Genomic DNA, 16,142 nt, shown 5'->3' with positions numbered 1-16,142 from the left:
GCGGCTCGCCACGGTTCCGATCGCGCTCGACCGACGGATACTCAAGCCTGCGCGAACCAGTCGCTCGAGAGACGCGTGATCCCATGTCCGTGCCACTGACCGTTTTCAATCGGTTGTCGGACGCGTTCGGGACCGAGTTCCAGATCGCGGCGACGATCGCGGTGGTCGCCGCGCTGCTGGCCGTGATGCTGTCCTATCGACGGCTCCAGGACTGGCTCTGCGAACGGACCAAGCCGCTGTACGCCGACATCGCGTCGACGGCCGTCCTCATCGCGACCTGCGTGATCACCCTCAGCGTCGTCCTCGAGGTGTGGAACCTCACCGGCGACGCCTACACGCTCTACTCCGAAGGACTGGGGCTCGACGAGACGATCTTCGTCCGAGCGGCGGTCACGTTCATTCTCGTTATCGGGACGCTGATCGTCAGGCGGTTCGTCAAGCGAGTTATCGCGGAGGTGCTGAGTTCGGCGTCGGCGGTCACGGACCACCAGCGCGAGGTCACCCACCGGATCTCGCAAGTGATCATCTGGTCGGTGTCGCTGGTCGTCATCCTCGGCATCTGGGTCGACGACCTCGGCGGCCTGCTGGTCGGGGCCGGGTTCCTCGGTATCGTCGTCGGTATGGCTGCCCGCCAGACGCTCGGCACCGTCCTCGCGGGCTTCGTCCTGATGTTCGATCGGCCCTTCGAGATCGGCGACTGGGTCGAGGTCGAGGACCACGAGGGGATCGTCACCGACATCTCGATCGTCAACACCCGCATCCAGTCGTTCGACGGCGAGTACATCATGATCCCCAACGACGTAATCTCCTCGAGCGCGGTCACGAACCGCTCGCGGCGCGGTCGGCTGCGCATCGAGATCGACGTCGGCGTCGACTACGCGAGCGACGTCGAGCGGGCCGCCGAGATCGCCAGGACGACGGTCGAGAACCTCGACCGATCGCTGACGGCGCCGTCACCCCAGGTCGTCAGCAAGTCCTTCGGCGATTCGGCGGTCGTCCTCGGCGTGCGGTTCTGGATCGACAACCCCTCCGCCAGACGCCGCTGGCAGGCCCGCACGACCGCGATCAACGAGGTCAAGACGGCCTTCGAGGACGAGGAGATCAAGATCCCGTACCCGCAGCGCGAACTGTCCGGCCGGGCCGAAACGAACGGCTTCCGGATCAACGACGGCGAAACTCGAGCGAGCGATCCCGGACAGGCGGGCGACGGTGACGAAACGGACGCACGCGACGGCGACGGCACGGAGCGGGAACCGAAACGGATGCCGCCGACGGAGGACGATTAAATGGGACTCGAGGATCAACGCGACGTGGAAACGGACGTCTACCAGCCCGCAGAGGACTCGCACCTCCTCGCGGACGCGGCCTGCGACGACCTCGCCGACGCCGACGAGGGCTCACTTGTCCTCGAGGTCGGCACCGGCTCGGGCTACGTCGCGGGCCGAATCGACGACGAGACGCCCGCCCGCGTGATCGCCGCGGATCTGAACCCCCACGCGGTTCGGCAGGCCCGCGAGGCGGGCCTCGAGGCGGTTCGGGCCGATCTGGTCGCTCCCTTCGCCGACGGCGCCCTCGACGCGGTCGTCTTCAACCCGCCGTACCTGCCGACCGATCCCGACAACGAGTGGGACGACTGGATGGAACAGGCTCTCTCGGGCGGCGAGGACGGCCGCGCGGTCATCGATCCCTTCCTCGCGGAGGTCGGCCGCGTGCTCGCGCCCGACGGCAGCGTCTACCTGCTGGTCAGCAGCCTCACGGGGGTCGACGATGTGGTCGAAGAGGCCGGCGAGCACGGCTTCAGCGCCGCCGCCGTCGCCGACGAGTCGTTCCCCTTCGAGACGCTGACGGTCCTCGAGTTGTTCCGCTGAGCGCGAGTCGGTCGCGTCTCGGAAGCGATTGATTCTCGGCGCGATGTCCGGAGAAATCCTGCGAGAGCCATTCGCACGGTTCGCGAGAAGAATCGAGGATCGCGGTGAAAACCCGAAAGAATTACTCCAGTGTATTAGCAAGGATGGAAAATATTAAGCGTCGGTATAGCCTAGCCGTTCCTACGATGACTGAGTACGTTTCGACCACGCCGGGGCTCTATCCGCTCCCGGACTGGGCGAAAGACGACCTCTCGGACCTGAAGGGCCACCAGAAACACGACCTCATCAGCGGCGACGAGGGCGAGGAGATCACCGCGGCCTACGAGGAGGCCCGCGAGGAAGTGATCGGCGTCCAGGAGGAGGCCGGCCTCGACCGCATCGTTGAAGGCCAACTGCGCTGGGACGACATGCTCGCCCACCCGCTGGCCGTCCACGACGCCGTCGAGACCCGCGGGATCGTCCGCTACTACGACAACAATAACTTCTACCGAGAGCCGGTCGTCCAGGACGACCTCGGCTTTTCCGGCGACGTCGCGAACGAACTCGAGGCGACGGCCGAACTGACCGACGGCGACCTGCAGGCCGTCCTCCCCGGTCCGTACTCGCTTTCCGATCTCGCCACCGACGAACAGTACGGTGACGAGGCCGAGTTCCTCGGCGCCATCGCCGACTTCCTCGAGGGCGAGGTCGACGCCTTCCCCGAGATCGAGACGCTGTTCCTGCTCGAGCCGTCGCTGGTCGAGAACGTTCCCGAGGACGGGCAGGACGAACGCGCGAGCGAGGCGATCGATCAGGTCGCCAGCGCGACCGACGCCGACGTCGTCGTCCAGCCCTACTGGGGCGCACTCGAGGAGAAGGTCTACGCGCACCTGCTCGACGCTGATATCGACGCAGTCGGCTTCGACTTCGTGGCGAACCAGGACGACAACCTCTACAACATCCAGGAGTACGGCGCCACGGACGACGTCGCGCTCGGTCTCGCCGACGGCCAGAACACGCTCGTCGAGGACCCCGAAGCGATCCGCGACCGGACCGAGTGGGTCGAGGGCCAACTCGGCGTCACCGAGTTCGAGACGGTGTACCTGACGACGAACACGGAGACGTTCTACCTGCCCTACAGCAAGTACCAGGAGAAACTCGCCGTCCTTGCCGAGGCCGCGGATCTCGCGGAGGTGACCGCCGCATGAGCGCAAACGAGAACAAGGATCAGTTCCGACCCGAGGACCACGCGAACGACAACTTCCTGCTGACGACCGTCGTCGGCTCCTACCCGAAGCCCAAGTGGCTCAACCGCGCGAAGGAGCTCTACCAGGACGAGGATCACGGCTTCGACGAGGACGACTATCAGGAGGCCAAGGACGACGCCGCCCGCCTCATCACGAACGAACACGAGCGCGCGGGGCTCGACGTCGTCGTCGACGGCGAGATGCGGCGCAACGAGATGGTCGAGTTCTTCGCCCACCGGATCGAGGGCTACGAGTTCAACGGTCCCGTCAAGGTCTGGGGTCACAACTACTTCGACAAGCCGAGCGTCGTCAGCGAGGTCGAGTACGACGAGAGCTGGCTCGTCGACGAGTACAAATTTACCGCCAGCGCCACCGATCGCCCCGTGAAGGTCCCGATCACGGGCCCGTACACGCTCGCGAGCTGGGCGTTCAACGAGGCCTACGAGGACGACGCGGAACTCGCCTACGCCCTCGCGGACCTCGTCAACGAGGAGATCGAGAAGCTCGTCGACGCCGGCGCCCGCTACATCCAGATCGACGAGCCCGCGCTCGCGACCACGCCGGACGACCACGCGATCGTCGGCGAGGCCCTAGAGCACATCGTCGCCGACATCGACGACGACGTCCGTATCGGACTGCACGTCTGTTACGGCGACTACTCCCGCATCTACCCCGAGATCCTCGAGTTCCCCGTCGACGAGTTCGACCTCGAGCTCGCCAACGGCGACTACGAACAGCTCGACGTCTTCAAGGACCCCGAGTTCACCGCCGACCTCGCGCTCGGCGTCACCGACGTCCACGTCGCCGAGGTCGAATCGGTCGAGCAGATCGAGGAGAACATCAAGAAGGGCCTCGAGGTCGTCCCGCCGGAGCAACTCGTCGTCTCGCCGGACTGCGGCGTGAAGCTGCTGCCCCGCGAGGTCGCCTACGGCAAGATGGAGAACATGGTGAAGGCCGCCCGCAACGTTGAAGCGGACTTAGACGAGGGCAATATCGACATCGAGCGCGGCACGCCGACGCCCGCCGACGACTGACGCGGATTCCACGGTGAGTCGTCGGCGATTCGTTTTCCGCCGGCGGTTTCGCTCACGACTTTCTTCGCTCCGTTCCAGCTTCGAGAGCTGCATGTGACCATTCTTCGTGGGTGAACTTCACACACAAATTTCTCTCCAGAGAATTGTTGAACCAACGGACACTAGCACGACACGAGTGTTACCTGGTGACCCTCGTGTCCGATAATATATACATAGGGGCGGTTCGAATAAACCGTCGATGCAAGATACGCTCGAGAGCCGACGCGAACTGCGTGACGAAGTTGCCGAACACCGCGATCCCGATCACGATATCGATCCGCTGTTCGTCAACCGCTGGTCGCCGCGCGCGATGACCGGCGACCCACTCGACGAGGAGGAGTACCTGCCCCTGTTCGAAGCTGCCCGCTGGGCGCCCTCCGCCTTCAACAACCAGCACTGGCGGTTCCTCGTCGCCGACCGCGAGGACGAGGAGTGGGACGCCTTCCTCGATCTACTCTCCGAGAACAATCGCGCGTGGGCGAGCGACGCCGCCGTGCTCGCGGTCATCGTCTCGAAGACGACGTTCGACCACAACGGCGAACCGGCGCCGGTCCACTCCTTCGACACCGGCGCGGCCTGGGAGAACCTCGCGCTCGAGGGCGCGCGCCGAGGGTTGGCCGTCCACGGAATGGCCGGCTTCGACTACGAGCGCGCGGCCGAAGAATTGGACGTCCCCGAGGAGTACGCGGTCGAGGCGATGGTCGCGATCGGCGAGCGCGCCCCGCCCGAGACGCTCCCCGAAGAACTGCAGGACCGCGAACAGCCCAGCGACCGGAAGCCTCTCGAGGAAATCGTCCACCGCGGCGGCTTCGAGTAGTCGATCCGATCGTTCACTCGGCCCCCGTTCCCGCGGAGTCGGCTCCGAACGTGACACCCGGCGTCGATAATCTCGTCTGAGTCGCGAGCACCAGCGCAGCGCTTGCGCTCAAGCCGTTCATCTCCGCTACACGGAACGAACCGAGACGATCGATCGGGACGAATAGAGCGAACCATCCCTGTAGTGCCCGTGCTCGACGATCCTCGGAAGGTCTCTAGCAGTAGTTGGTAATACGGTTTTTATTCAGAGTTACCTTCGAAACTTACAGTGAGTACAGACGATGCGCTTCCCAGCCTACACTTAGAGTTCGAGGAGAATTCGCTGACTCAGCAAATTCACAGAAGTGTCTTTTTATACACCTGTATAGGTGTGAGTATGTCCAACGGCGCGTCGATCGGTATCCGCCTCAAAGAAGACCTCACAGAGAGCTTCACGGTCAGTGCCGTCTCTGTCCTTATGGCCCTTCTCGCCCTCCTCGCCTTGTATAGAATTGAGCTTTCAGTATCAGAAACCGGTGGACTCTTACTCGCTATCGCGGTGTTCATCCCGTACGCTTACGAGCAGTACTGGCCAATCACGTACACCGGTGGCGCTGCCGTCGTCTGGACTGTCTCAGCGGCTCTCATCACGATGGGGATTTTCATCGGAACCTACCAGCTCGCCCGTTCCTCTGTCTCGGTTCAATACGACGGTGAAATTGCGTTTCTCGTGACCGTAGCCGTCCAATATGGAACCGCCGCGATATTCATGCGAGTCTACCAACATTCGTGAACACAGTACGACGGTGCATGAATGATCTGTGCCTGGAGTTCTCGATATGAGTCGATCCGCGACACCGGAGATTCCCGATTTGAACGCTCGTCGCGAACGACGACGATTCGGACAGGAGAGGATGCTCGTGACCGATGAACCAGACAGCGATGAGATACTTGCTCTCCTCGACGACAGCTACGCTCAGGAGATCCTTCGACGGACGAGAAATACTCCGATGTCCGCGAAAGACCTTAGCGAGGCCTGCGACATCTCGATTTCCACGGTGTATCGCCGTGTAGAGCGTCTCGTTGACTGTGGGCTCCTTTCGGAACGACGCATTCCACAGCCCGATGGGAATCACTACAGTATGTATGAAACTCGATTGGACGAACTCACCGTTACACTCACCGATGACGGGTTTGAGGTAACGGTCTCCGAGAGAGCAACTGGAAACCTCGCTGATCGCTTCACTGAGATGTGGGAGGGCCTCTGATGACCGCGATACAGAGTACTGGTGTACAGTCCCAGTCCCAGTTTCTTCTACTGTTCTCGGCGACGCTTATCGCGACCGGACTGGCGCTGTTTATTGTCTTTCACGCCTATCGGGGATACCGGCGGAACAACAGTGTCCGAATGTTGTATCTTGCAAGTGGACTTTGCCTCGTCACCGTCGTCCCGATGGTTCTGTCAATCACCGTGAACTCACTCGGTCAGGAGATCGGGTTCCGACCGCACGTCTATACGTTCTCTCTCCCGCTGATTAGTAGAATCAGCGAGATTATCGGTCTCTGTGTCCTGCTCTATTCCTTACTCATAGTCCCCGGCCAATCCCGGAATCAGTAGATTCGCGTTCGTACTTAACGAATCGCCCCGTTTCAGTTCCGGAGTGCAGACTGAATAAAGAAATCGTGCTACCAACTACTGCTAGAGCGACCGATGGGCGGACTCGGACTCGCAGTCGAATCGGTCGATCTCACCGGTATCAGAGTGGATCGAGACTACCCCGACTTTCCGGTACTACGACGATCGAACCGTCCCGGCGAACGACGATCCCGTAGCCGAGCAGGGACAGTTCGAGAATTACGTCGTCACCGCCGCCGTCGCCGCCGTCGCTCCGGACCGACTCGTCGGCGGCGAACGTCACTGACTCGAGGCTCGATACGTCCGCCGAAAGTGCCGCGATCGTCTCCGACGGCACGTCCCGGATCTCTCCCTCGACGGTGAACGAGAGCACATCGGGGTGCGAGTCGACCGACCCGGGACCGTCGTTCGCGGACGACCGAAGCGCGTCGATTCCGTCCGCGAGGTCCTCCCGGTCCGGCGTCGCGACGCCGACGTCGACGGTCTCGAGTCGAAGAGTCGCCGGTCCGGTCAGATCGAGCGCGATGGAATCCGCGTCGCCGACCGACACGGTCACGCGCACCGGGTTCAACGTCGTTCCCGCGAACTCGCCGAGTAGCGCCTCGGACACTCTCAGATGGCCCTCAACCGCGAATTCGAGCCCGTCGGGCGGTCGCGTTTCCACGACGACGTCCGACAGTCGAATGCGCTTCGCGTCGTCGAATCGGACTGTGTTGTTCATCGATCCCTCAGTGAGCGTACGGTCCGAGCGAGGGAAACGGTACCGCTGAGAATCGGCGTGTACGGCGTACACCTCCGCACACGAGCGCTACCCGATCGCTACCCGCAGTCGCGTGCGACATAGCCACCTGCTACCTCGCGTGTAGCTAGGAAATATTTATACAAGATAGAGTAATATGAATAGGCTGTATGACAGCTGATAACAATGGTGATGGAGTCGACGAATCGCGCCGAACGTTCATGAAGGCGACCGGTGCAGCGACGGCCGCGGCCGGACTCGGAGCTACCGGTGCGGCGGCCGGCGACGGGACGCGATCGAAGCGCATCAAGGACCTGATCGAGGCGATGACCATAGAGCAGAAGGTCGGCCAGATGACGCAGGTCGCGATCGACGACCTCGGCGAGGGGTTCGGCCCCGACACCGCGTTCAACGATCACGACGACGCGGACACGCTCGGCGAACTGTTCGCCGATCTCCACGTCGGATCGATCCTCAACGGCGGCGCCACGGGGCCGACGTACGACGGCGAGGAGTTCGTCGAGGGGCTCAACGGCCTCCAGGAGTACAACCTCGAGGTCAACGAGCCCTCGATCCCGTTCGTCTGGGGCTGTGACGCCCTCCACGGGAACTGCCTGCTCGAGGGGTGTACGAGCTTTCCGCAGCGACTCAACATGGGCGCGACGCGCGACGTCGACCTCGTCGAGGCGGCAGCGACCCATACGGGCGACTCCGTCGCGGCGATCGGCGGCCACTGGACCTTCGGGCCGACGCTGGACGTCCTGCGTGACATGCGCTGGGGTCGCTACTTCGAGGGTCACAGCGAGGACGCAATGTTGCTCGGCGAGATGGGGAAGGCGCGGGCCCGGGGCTTCCAAGCCAACGGCCGGGTCGCGGGGACGGTCAAGCACTTCGCCGGCTACGGCACCCCGAATACCGGTTCCGACCGGACGCACGCTCGGACCTCGATGCGGGACCTGCGGACCCGCCAGTTCGAGCCCTATCGGCGCGGTCTCGAGGAGGCAAAGACGGTGATGGTCAACAGCGGCGCGGTCAACGGGAAGCCGGCCCACGCTTCGCCGTGGCTGCTGACGACGGTACTGCGAGGCCGGTTCGGCTTCGACGGCGTGGTGCTGACCGACTGGGACGACTTCGAGCGGATGCTCTCGAACCACGAGTACCTGCCCGACACCGACGCGGGCTGGCGCGAGTCGGTCCGACAGGGCATCGAGGCCGGCATCGACATGCACATGTGCGGCGGCGAGACGGCGCCGACCGAGTTCATCGACACCGTGATCGACCTCGTCGAGAGCGGCGAGCTCGCCGAGCAGCGCATCGACGAGTCGGTCCGTCGCATCCTCGATCTCAAGGCCGATATCGGGCTGTTCGAGGATCCCCTCGCGCCGGAGGACGAGATCGGCGACATCGTCGGCGGCGCCGCCGACGTCTCCGAGCGACTCGCTAAGGAGTCGCTCGTCCTGCTGCAAAACGAGGACGACGCGCTCCCGCTCGAGGGCGTCGACGACCTCCTGCTGACCGGCCCCGGCGTCCACGAGGGGATGGAAAACCGGTTCCTGATGCAACACGGCGGCTGGACGCTCGGCTGGCAGGGGATCGAGGACGGCGAGCTGACCCCGGACGGCCCGCGGCCGCGCCAGAACACGATCGAGGGCGAACTGGATGCCCGGCTCGGCGACGGACTCACGCACGTGCCGACGGAGTACGAGCCGGCCGCCTACGAGAGCCTCTACGAGAACTTCGACAACGGCTTCTTCGACGTCACCGACGAGCAGGCGGCGGCGATCAGTGAGGCCGCACCGGGCTCCGACGCCGTCGTCGTCGTCCTCGGCGAGGGAACGCACAACGAGGGCTTCGGCGATCGGGACAAGATGCGGTTCCTCGAGGCCCAGCGGGAACTCGTCGAACTCGTCGATAGCGAGACGGGCGACGACGTCCCGCTCGTCGGCGTGATCCTCGCCGGGAGCCCGCGCGGCACGGCGGAGACGTTCCAACACCTCGATGCCGTGCTCTTCGCCGGCCAGCCGGGAAGCGATACCGGCGTCGCGATCGCCGACACGCTCTTCGGCGACTACAACCCCTCGGGGAAGCTCCCGTTCACGTGGGAGTCCCACGTTGGACACGTCCCCCAGATCTACGACGAGTATCCGCCGCGTCACCCCGACGGGGCGGGCGATCAAATGGTCCAGTTCGAGTTCGGCCACGGTCTCTCCTACACCGACTGGGAGTACGCGGACCTGTCGCTGTCGACCGCTTCGGTGAAAAACCCCGCGTCGACGCCGACCGTGACGGCCCACGTCACCGTCGAGAACGCCGGCGAAACGGCCGGCGAGCACGTCGTCGAGGTCTACAACACCGAGTCCTACGGCTCCGTGCTCCAGCCCCACCGTCGCCTGATGGGATTCGAACGGGTCGCCCTCGAGCCGGGCGAGTGCGAGACCGTCGCCGTCGACCTCGACCTCTCGACGCTCGAGGTCGTCCCCGGTGACGTCCCCGGCTGGGGGCCACGGGTCGTCGAGGCCGGTGAGTACGAACTCTGGGTCGGCACCGACTGGGGCGTGAACGCGGACGACGAGGACGGCGGCGAGACGGCGACGTTGACCGTCGGGAAGACGGCCTCCATCACCGACCCCGAGCCGACGCCGGGCCGCTACGACATCGACGGCGACGGCGACGAGGACTTCGAGGACGTGATGGCGCTCCACCGGCGGCTCAAACACCGAAGACGGCGACGGTGACGTGACGGGGCCCACCGCGACGGTGACCGTCGCGGCTGTGGCCGTCGCGGGCGGGTGGACGCGACTCCGGCACCAGCTTCGACAACAACTAACTGTCGGCTCGGTGAACGGGCGTCCATGTCCCTCGAGATCGGCGTTCTCGGCTATCGATTCATGGGTAAAGCACACGCGAACGCGATGGCGCGGCTGCCGATGTTCTTCCCTGAGGCGCCCGACGTCGAGCGCAGCGTACTCGTCGGCCGGGACGAGGACGCGCTCGAGGACGCGGCCGATCGACTCGGGTTCGACTCGGTATCGACGGACTGGACTGAGGTCGTCGAGGAGGTAGACGCCTTCTACAACCTCGGTCCGAACCACGTCCACGCCGAGCCCTCGATCGCGGCACTCGAGGCCGGCACGCCGGTCTTCTGCGAGAAGCCTCTCGCCCCGACGCTCGAGGACGCCCGAGAGATGGCCGACGCGGCCCGCGAGGCCGGCGACGACGTGCCCGCCGGCTGCGCCTTCAACTACCGGTTCGTCCCCGCGATCCAGTACGCGAAGCGGTTGCTCGAGGACGGCGAACTCGGCGAGATCCGCCACGTCCGCGGGCGCTACCTCCAGGACTGGCTGGTCGACCCCGAAGCGCCGTGGTCGTGGCGCAACGACGAGGAGCTGGCTGGCTCGGGCGCGCTGGGCGACCTCGGTGCGCACACGGTCGACCTGCTTCGGTTCCTAGTCGGCGACGACGACCTCGCGGGCAATATCGACCGGCTCAGCGGTCACCTGCGGACGTTCGTGGACGAACGTCCCGTGGAGGGCGAGGACGGTGAGACGCGACCCGTCACCGTCGACGACGCCTACTCCGCGCAACTCGAGTTCGAAAACGGCGCGATGGGCACCCTCGAGGCCTCCCGGTTCGCGACCGGGCACAAGAACGACCACGCGATCGAGATCCACGGCTCCGAGGGGAGCTTGAAGTTCTCCCTCGAGCGCCTGAACGAACTCGAACTGCTGCGCCGAGACGAGAATCGCGGCTACGAGACGATCCTGGTGACCGACGAGGACGATCCCTACGTCGACCACTGGTGGCCGCCGGGCCACGTGCTGGGCTGGGAGCACACGTTCGTCCACGAGAACTACGAGTTCCTGAGCGCCGTCGAGAGCGGCGGGGAGTTCGAGCCGAGTTTCGACGCCGGCCTCGAGGCCCAGCGCGTCCTCGCCGCGATCGAGGAGAGCGATGAGCGCGGCGAATGGATCGGACTCGAGTAGAGCGATCTCACCGCGTTCGGGAGGAGTTCGGTCGAATCGACAGCGCGCGCCACCGCAGAATTGCAGTCCACCCAGTTCTCCGATCGACCGCCGCCCAGCGCCGAGGGATTTTTTGTAGCTCCGTTGAAAACAACGAGGGAGGGATGGACGAGAGGATCAGAGACGCCATCGCCGACGAGGGATGGCTGTTCGTGGCGATCCTGACGCTCGCGCTGACGAGTCTCGCCGGACTCGCCGGCCTCGAGGCGCTCGCGGGCGTGATCACGATCGTCGGCTGGTTCGTGCTGACGCCGATCCTGCTGTTCTGGGGCGAGGAGGTCGCGCTGTTGCTCGAGACCGACGAGTCGACGGACGCGACGCGTACCGGCGACCCCGACGCCGAATCGGACCCGCTCGAGGAACTCAAACGCCGCTACGCGGCGGGGGAGATCGACGACGCGGAGTTCGAGCGCCGACTCGAGCGGCTCGTGGCTGTCGACGAGATTCCGGACGGCGCAATCGGAACCGGGACGGCCGACGCTGCGACCGAGACCGAGCCGCTCGAGCACGCTCGAGATCGTGAACGCGAACGGGAACGGGAACGTTAGTCGGGGACGCTCGGCTGAGACACCCGCTTTCGATTGCCGCAAGCGTCGCGTATTCCCGGTGGACGACCCAATCGGCGAGCGCTATGTCTTCGGAGATGACCGCCTACGTGATCGAGGAGTTCGGCGAACCGGACGCCTTCGAGCGAACGACCGTCGACGTCCCCGAACCCGGACCGGACGAGATCCGCGTCGAGGTCGTCGCGAGCAGCGTCAACCCAGTCGACTACAAGATCCGACAGGGAGCGATCCCGGACTTCGCGCCCGAGCTCCCGGCGCGGCTTCACTGCGACGTCGCCGGCGTCGTCGACGCGGTCGGCGAGGACGTCGACGCCTTCGAGACCGGCGACGAGGTCTACGGCATGCCCGGCGGTGCCGGCCGACAGGGCGCGCTGGCCGACTACGTCGTCGGCCACGCGGGAACGTTCGCCCGCGCGCCCGAGTCGCTGCCGCTTTCCGACGCCGCCGCGCTCCCGGTCGTCGCGCTCACGGCCTGGGAGATGTTGGCCGACAAGACGACCGTCGACGACGGCGACGACGTGATCGTCTACGGCGCCAGCGGCGGCGTCGGTCACGTCGGCGTCCAGCTCGCCGACCGCTTCGGCGCCGCGGTCACGGCGACCGGCTCGAGCGAGGCAAAGCGCGAGCTCGCCGAACGGCTCGGCGCCGACGCGACCGTCGACTACACGGAGACGGGCGTCGAGGAGTACGTCGCGGAACACGCCGACGGGATGGGGTTCGACGTCGTCTTCGACCCGATCGGCGACGACCACCTCGAGACGGCCTTCGAGGCGGTCCGACCCTACGGTTCCGTCGTTACCACCGAGTCGAGCGCGGCCCAGGACGTCGACCTCGCACCTATGCACGAGAACTCGCTGGAACTCGGCGTCGTGCTGGTCATCCTTCCAGTGCTGCTCGGTGACCGACAGGAGCGCATCGGGGAGGAGCTCGCAGAGATCGCCGATCTCGTCGACGACGGCGCCGTCGAACCCCACATCGACGAGCGCTATTCGTTCGACGACGTCGCCGAGGCCCACCGCCGCGCCGAGTCCGGTGACTTCGTCGGGAAGCTCCTGCTGGTCAACGAGTAACGAGCGACGGTCCGTCGCTCCGGTTCCGGCACCGGTACCGGTCCCGGCCCAGGTCCCGATCTCGATCTCGGCTCGAGCCCTGCTGGCTCCGACCGAAGATCGATATTTCTTATGCGCGACCGCGAGTAGCGACCGAGCATGCGACTCGAGACGAGTTCCTGGACCGACGTGGACGAGGCGTCACCGACGACCGCGCTGCTCCCCGTCGGCAGCACGGAACAACACGGCCCGCACGCCCCCGTCGGAACCGATACGTTCGTCGCTCGAGCGATCGCCGACGCGGCCGACCGAGCGAGCGACGCCGAGTCGATCGTCGGACCGACGATCCCGGTCGGAATCGCCCCCTACCACGGCAACTTTCCGGGGACGTGCTCCGTCTCCGCGGAGACGTTCCGGCGCTACGTCCGCGACGTCGTCGAGTCGATCGCCGACTCGAGCGTCGAGACGGTCGTCTTCGTCAACGGCCACGGCGGCAACGGCGAGACGCTCTCCCACCTCGCCCGCGAGGTGACCGCGGGGGACGAGATCGACTGCGAGGCGTACCTGTGGGAGTGGATGCGCGCCGTCGACGAGCACGTCGGTCACGCGGGCGAACTCGAGACGGCCGTGTTGCTCCACCTGCGTCCCGACGATGTCGGCGACCCGGTCGCCGGCGACGCGGCGACGTGGGCGGATACGGTCGACGGCGGGGTCGTCCACCAGTTCACCGACGAGTTCAGCGAGAACGGTGCGGTCGGCGACGCGACCGAGGCCTCCTCCGAACAGGGAAAACGGGTGTTCGAGACGGCCGTCGACGCGCTCGTCTCGTTCCTCGAGCAGGTGCGATCCGCCGACGGAGACGAGGGGAGAGAACCGGGAGGGAGCGCCCAGTCGTGACGCGCTCGACGAACGGCGACGAGGACGTCAAGGAGGTCGTCCGGCGGTACTGGAACGGCCGCGCCGACTCGTACGACGACGACGGGATCTCCGGCGTCCGCGCCGACGAGCAGCGCGAGGCGTGGCTGGCAGTGCTCCGTCGGTGGATCGGCGACTCGCCCCGACGCGTGCTCGACCTCGGCTGCGGGACGGGGACGATCTCGCTGCTGCTGGCCGAGTTGGGCCACGACGTCTCGGGCATCGATCTCACGCCAGAGATGCTCGAGCGCGCCCGAGCGAAGGCCGGGGAGGCGGGGCTGTCGATCGACTTCGGTCTCGGCGACGCCGAGGCGCTCCCGGTTCCCGACGACGCCTACGACNATCTGGACGTTGCCGAACCCCTCGAGGGCGATTCGGGAGTGGCGACGGGTCGTCCGACCCGGCGGTCGGATCGTCCTCCTCGAGGGCCACTGGGACTTCTCGGAGCCGTGGGACGAGTATCGGGAGATCCACGACGACCTGCCGCTGTACCGCGGTCGGCCGCCCGGCGAGCTGGTCGATTTTCTCGCGGACCGCGGATTCGAACGGATCGAACGCGAACCCCTGATGGACGCGACGCTCTGGGGCGAGGACCCGGAGCAAGAACTGTACGTCGTGGGCATCGACGTTCCCGAGTAACCGTCGCAGCGGGACCCGCGACGTGCGTCGGGGTCCGAGCTAGTCTTCGTCCACCGTGATCGACTCGAGTCCGTACCGCGATTCCGTCGGGTGCGGCTCGTATCCGTCGACGCCGGCCGCGGTGGCGACGACGTTCGTGAAGTTCGTCAGGACCGCGATCGGCGCGTCCTCGAGGACGATCGACTGGACCTCGTGATAGCGCTCCCGTCGCGCGTCCCGATCGGTGAGTTCCCGGGCCTCCTCGAGCAGGTCGTCGACCCGGTCGTTCTCGTAGCCGTGGTGGAGCGCCGCGTCCGTCGAGTGAAACAGCTGGGTGAGTCGATCCGGATCCGGGTACCGGAAGATCCCCCACGACGTGAGGTAGCCGTCGAACGAGCCCTGGCTGACGCGGTCGACCATCGAACTGTACTCCACCGTCGTCACGTCGACGTCGATCCCGACCGCGGTCAGGTGGTCCTGCATCGCCTCCGCGATCAGCGGGAGGCTCCTGGCGTCGTAGGTGAGGAACTCGACGGCCAGTTCCTCGCCGTCGCGGGTGCGGACGTCGCTCGAGCCGGTCGTCCAGCCGGCGTCCGACAGCAGGGAGCGAGCGCGTTCCGGATCGGCAGCGTGCTCGTCGGCGTCGACATCCGGATTCGCCCAGTCGGTGATCGTCGACGAAAACGGGCCGACCGCGGGCTCGTCGAGTCCCTCGAGAATCGACTCGGCGATGGCCTCCCGGTCGATCGCGCGGTGGACCGCCCGTCGAACGCGCCGGTCGTCGAACGGCGCCGACGTCGTGTCGAACGTGAGGAACCTGATTCGGGGCACCTCGTAGGTGTGGACGGCGATACCGCCGTCGGACTCGAGCGGGTCGACCGTCTCCTGGGGGAGGATGCGGGCCATCTCGAGTTCACCGCTCTCGAGTTTCATCCGGCGTGTCTGGTCGTCCTCGACGACCTCGTAGCGGACGGACTCGAGCGACGGCTCCCGACCGTGGTACTCGTCGTGTCTGGCGGCTCGGATCTCGGCGCCGGAGCGAAACGACTCGAGGGCGAACGGGCCGGTGCCGACGGGATCCTCGATCGACCCGTCGTCGCCGATCGCGTCCGGGCTGAGGACGACCGCCTCGTCGCGAGAGAGGTGGGCCGGCAGCGGGGCGAACGGCGTTTCGGTCTCGACGACGACGGTCCCGTCTTCGGCCTCGATCGCGTCGATCGGAACGTCGGCAAACGCCGTTGCGTCGGCGGTTCGGCGAAGCGATTCGACGGCCGCCGACGCGTCGAGCGAGGTCCCGTCGTGGAACGTCACGCCCTCTCGGAGGGCGAACCGCCACCGGCGCTCGTCGACCCGTTCCCAGTCGGTCGCGAGGCCCGGCGCCGGCGTCGCGTCGTAGTCGACGCTGACGAGCGCCTCGGTGATACCCAGTCGTCGGAGCAGGGTGCCCCCGTCGAGGGGGTCTCGAGTCGGTTTCCACGGGGCCCCGATCCGAAAGTCGGCCGCGTCGGGGTCGCTCGAGAGGCAGCCGGCGACGGTCAGGGACAGGGTCGCGGCTCCGAGGGTCGTCTTCAGCGCGGTTCGTCTGGTCGTGGCGTATCGCGAGTCGCGTGTCATGTGGGTGGTGGGATTCGCGGA

At 65.9% G+C, this 16,142-nt stretch carries 15 protein-coding genes and 1 pseudogene; 14 read left to right on the top strand and 2 right to left on the bottom strand.

Going from position 1 to position 16,142, the window contains the following annotated elements:
* The first annotated feature begins 83 nt into the window (after positions 1-83).
* The 8 genes from C477_RS11750 (at position 84) to C477_RS25025 (ending at position 6,580) form a co-directional block, all read left to right on the top strand.
* Positions 84-1,286 carry a mechanosensitive ion channel family protein gene (locus tag C477_RS11750; RefSeq protein ID WP_008894709.1) on the top strand — a complete coding sequence of 401 codons (1,203 nt, stop codon included), beginning with the start codon at positions 84-86 and terminating at the stop codon, positions 1,284-1,286.
* Positions 1,287-1,868, top strand: a complete 582-nt coding sequence (locus tag C477_RS11745) for a HemK2/MTQ2 family protein methyltransferase (RefSeq protein ID WP_008894708.1) — start codon at positions 1,287-1,289, stop codon at positions 1,866-1,868.
* Positions 1,869-2,053: 185 nt separating this feature from the next.
* Complete coding sequence (locus C477_RS11740; protein WP_008894707.1) at positions 2,054-3,055, top strand: hypothetical protein; 1,002 nt, start codon at positions 2,054-2,056, stop codon at positions 3,053-3,055.
* The gene (locus tag C477_RS11735; protein WP_008894706.1) at positions 3,052-4,128 is read left to right on the top strand and encodes a methionine synthase; all 1,077 of its coding nucleotides are present in this window, start codon (positions 3,052-3,054) and stop codon (positions 4,126-4,128) included. Before C477_RS11740 ends, C477_RS11735 begins: the two co-directional genes overlap by 4 nt.
* A 238-nt stretch (positions 4,129-4,366) precedes the next feature.
* Positions 4,367-4,984, top strand: coding sequence for a nitroreductase family protein (locus C477_RS11730; RefSeq protein ID WP_008894705.1), 618 nt, complete (start codon positions 4,367-4,369; stop codon positions 4,982-4,984).
* A 267-nt stretch (positions 4,985-5,251) separates the two neighbouring features.
* Positions 5,252-5,755, top strand: a complete 504-nt coding sequence (locus tag C477_RS11725) for a hypothetical protein (protein WP_008894704.1) — start codon at positions 5,252-5,254, stop codon at positions 5,753-5,755.
* Positions 5,756-5,876: 121 nt separating this feature from the next.
* Complete coding sequence (locus C477_RS11720; RefSeq protein WP_008894703.1) at positions 5,877-6,230, top strand: winged helix-turn-helix domain-containing protein; 354 nt, start codon at positions 5,877-5,879, stop codon at positions 6,228-6,230.
* Complete coding sequence (locus C477_RS25025) at positions 6,230-6,580, top strand: DUF7521 family protein (RefSeq protein ID WP_008894702.1); 351 nt, start codon at positions 6,230-6,232, stop codon at positions 6,578-6,580. Before C477_RS11720 ends, C477_RS25025 begins: the two co-directional genes overlap by 1 nt.
* Before the next feature lie 139 nt (positions 6,581-6,719).
* Here the strand turns inward: C477_RS25025 and C477_RS11710 are convergent, their stop codons facing one another.
* Positions 6,720-7,319 carry a hypothetical protein gene (locus C477_RS11710; RefSeq protein ID WP_008894701.1) on the bottom strand — a complete coding sequence of 200 codons (600 nt, stop codon included), beginning with the start codon at positions 7,317-7,319 and terminating at the stop codon, positions 6,720-6,722.
* Positions 7,320-7,507: 188 nt separating this feature from the next.
* Here C477_RS11710 and C477_RS11705 point away from each other — a divergent pair, with 188 nt between their 5' ends.
* The 6 genes and pseudogenes from C477_RS11705 (at position 7,508) to C477_RS11680 (ending at position 14,528) form a co-directional block, all read left to right on the top strand.
* Positions 7,508-10,072 carry a glycoside hydrolase family 3 protein gene (locus C477_RS11705; RefSeq protein ID WP_049914499.1) on the top strand — a complete coding sequence of 855 codons (2,565 nt, stop codon included), beginning with the start codon at positions 7,508-7,510 and terminating at the stop codon, positions 10,070-10,072.
* A 117-nt stretch (positions 10,073-10,189) separates the two neighbouring features.
* Positions 10,190-11,320 (top strand): Gfo/Idh/MocA family protein, encoded by a 1,131-nt coding sequence (locus C477_RS11700; protein WP_008894699.1) that lies wholly within the window; start codon positions 10,190-10,192, stop codon positions 11,318-11,320.
* A gap of 143 nt (positions 11,321-11,463) precedes the next feature.
* Positions 11,464-11,907: an SHOCT domain-containing protein gene (locus C477_RS11695; protein WP_008894698.1), complete on the top strand. Its 444-nt coding sequence runs from the start codon at positions 11,464-11,466 to the stop codon at positions 11,905-11,907.
* An 83-nt stretch (positions 11,908-11,990) separates the two neighbouring features.
* Complete coding sequence (locus tag C477_RS11690; protein ID WP_008894697.1) at positions 11,991-12,995, top strand: zinc-binding dehydrogenase; 1,005 nt, start codon at positions 11,991-11,993, stop codon at positions 12,993-12,995.
* 138 nt (positions 12,996-13,133) lie between these two features.
* Positions 13,134-13,871, top strand: coding sequence for a creatininase family protein (locus tag C477_RS11685; protein ID WP_008894696.1), 738 nt, complete (start codon positions 13,134-13,136; stop codon positions 13,869-13,871).
* Positions 13,868-14,528, top strand: a pseudogene (locus C477_RS11680) (class I SAM-dependent methyltransferase). The gene C477_RS11685 and the pseudogene C477_RS11680 overlap by 4 nt, the downstream one beginning before the upstream one ends.
* Before the next feature lie 39 nt (positions 14,529-14,567).
* Here the strand turns inward: C477_RS11680 and C477_RS11675 are convergent.
* Positions 14,568-16,121, bottom strand: a complete 1,554-nt coding sequence (locus tag C477_RS11675) for an ABC transporter substrate-binding protein (RefSeq protein WP_049914514.1) — start codon at positions 16,119-16,121, stop codon at positions 14,568-14,570.
* Between the last annotated feature and the right edge of the window lie 21 nt (positions 16,122-16,142).

The organism is Haloterrigena salina JCM 13891, assembly GCF_000337495.1.
Lineage (GTDB): Archaea > Halobacteriota > Halobacteria > Halobacteriales > Natrialbaceae > Haloterrigena > Haloterrigena salina.
This window is presented reverse-complemented; position numbering and strand designations above follow the sequence as displayed.

What these genes read in the sequence shown, in the direction of transcription:
- C477_RS11750 (WP_008894709.1), top strand. Translation starts at nt 84, where the DNA reads ATGTCCGTGCCACTGACCGTTTTCAATCGGTTGTCGGACGCGTTCGGG.
- C477_RS11745 (WP_008894708.1), top strand. Translation starts at nt 1,287, where the DNA reads ATGGGACTCGAGGATCAACGCGACGTGGAAACGGACGTCTACCAGCCC.
- C477_RS11740 (WP_008894707.1), top strand. Translation starts at nt 2,054, where the DNA reads ATGACTGAGTACGTTTCGACCACGCCGGGGCTCTATCCGCTCCCGGAC.
- C477_RS11735 (WP_008894706.1), top strand. Translation starts at nt 3,052, where the DNA reads ATGAGCGCAAACGAGAACAAGGATCAGTTCCGACCCGAGGACCACGCG.
- C477_RS11730 (WP_008894705.1), top strand. Translation starts at nt 4,367, where the DNA reads ATGCAAGATACGCTCGAGAGCCGACGCGAACTGCGTGACGAAGTTGCC.
- C477_RS11720 (WP_008894703.1), top strand. Translation starts at nt 5,877, where the DNA reads ATGCTCGTGACCGATGAACCAGACAGCGATGAGATACTTGCTCTCCTC.
- C477_RS25025 (WP_008894702.1), top strand. Translation starts at nt 6,230, where the DNA reads ATGACCGCGATACAGAGTACTGGTGTACAGTCCCAGTCCCAGTTTCTT.
- C477_RS11710 (WP_008894701.1), bottom strand. Translation starts at nt 7,319, where the DNA reads ATGAACAACACAGTCCGATTCGACGACGCGAAGCGCATTCGACTGTCG.
- C477_RS11705 (WP_049914499.1), top strand. Translation starts at nt 7,508, where the DNA reads ATGACAGCTGATAACAATGGTGATGGAGTCGACGAATCGCGCCGAACG.
- C477_RS11700 (WP_008894699.1), top strand. Translation starts at nt 10,190, where the DNA reads ATGTCCCTCGAGATCGGCGTTCTCGGCTATCGATTCATGGGTAAAGCA.
- C477_RS11695 (WP_008894698.1), top strand. Translation starts at nt 11,464, where the DNA reads ATGGACGAGAGGATCAGAGACGCCATCGCCGACGAGGGATGGCTGTTC.
- C477_RS11690 (WP_008894697.1), top strand. Translation starts at nt 11,991, where the DNA reads ATGTCTTCGGAGATGACCGCCTACGTGATCGAGGAGTTCGGCGAACCG.
- C477_RS11685 (WP_008894696.1), top strand. Translation starts at nt 13,134, where the DNA reads ATGCGACTCGAGACGAGTTCCTGGACCGACGTGGACGAGGCGTCACCG.
- C477_RS11675 (WP_049914514.1), bottom strand. Translation starts at nt 16,121, where the DNA reads ATGACACGCGACTCGCGATACGCCACGACCAGACGAACCGCGCTGAAG.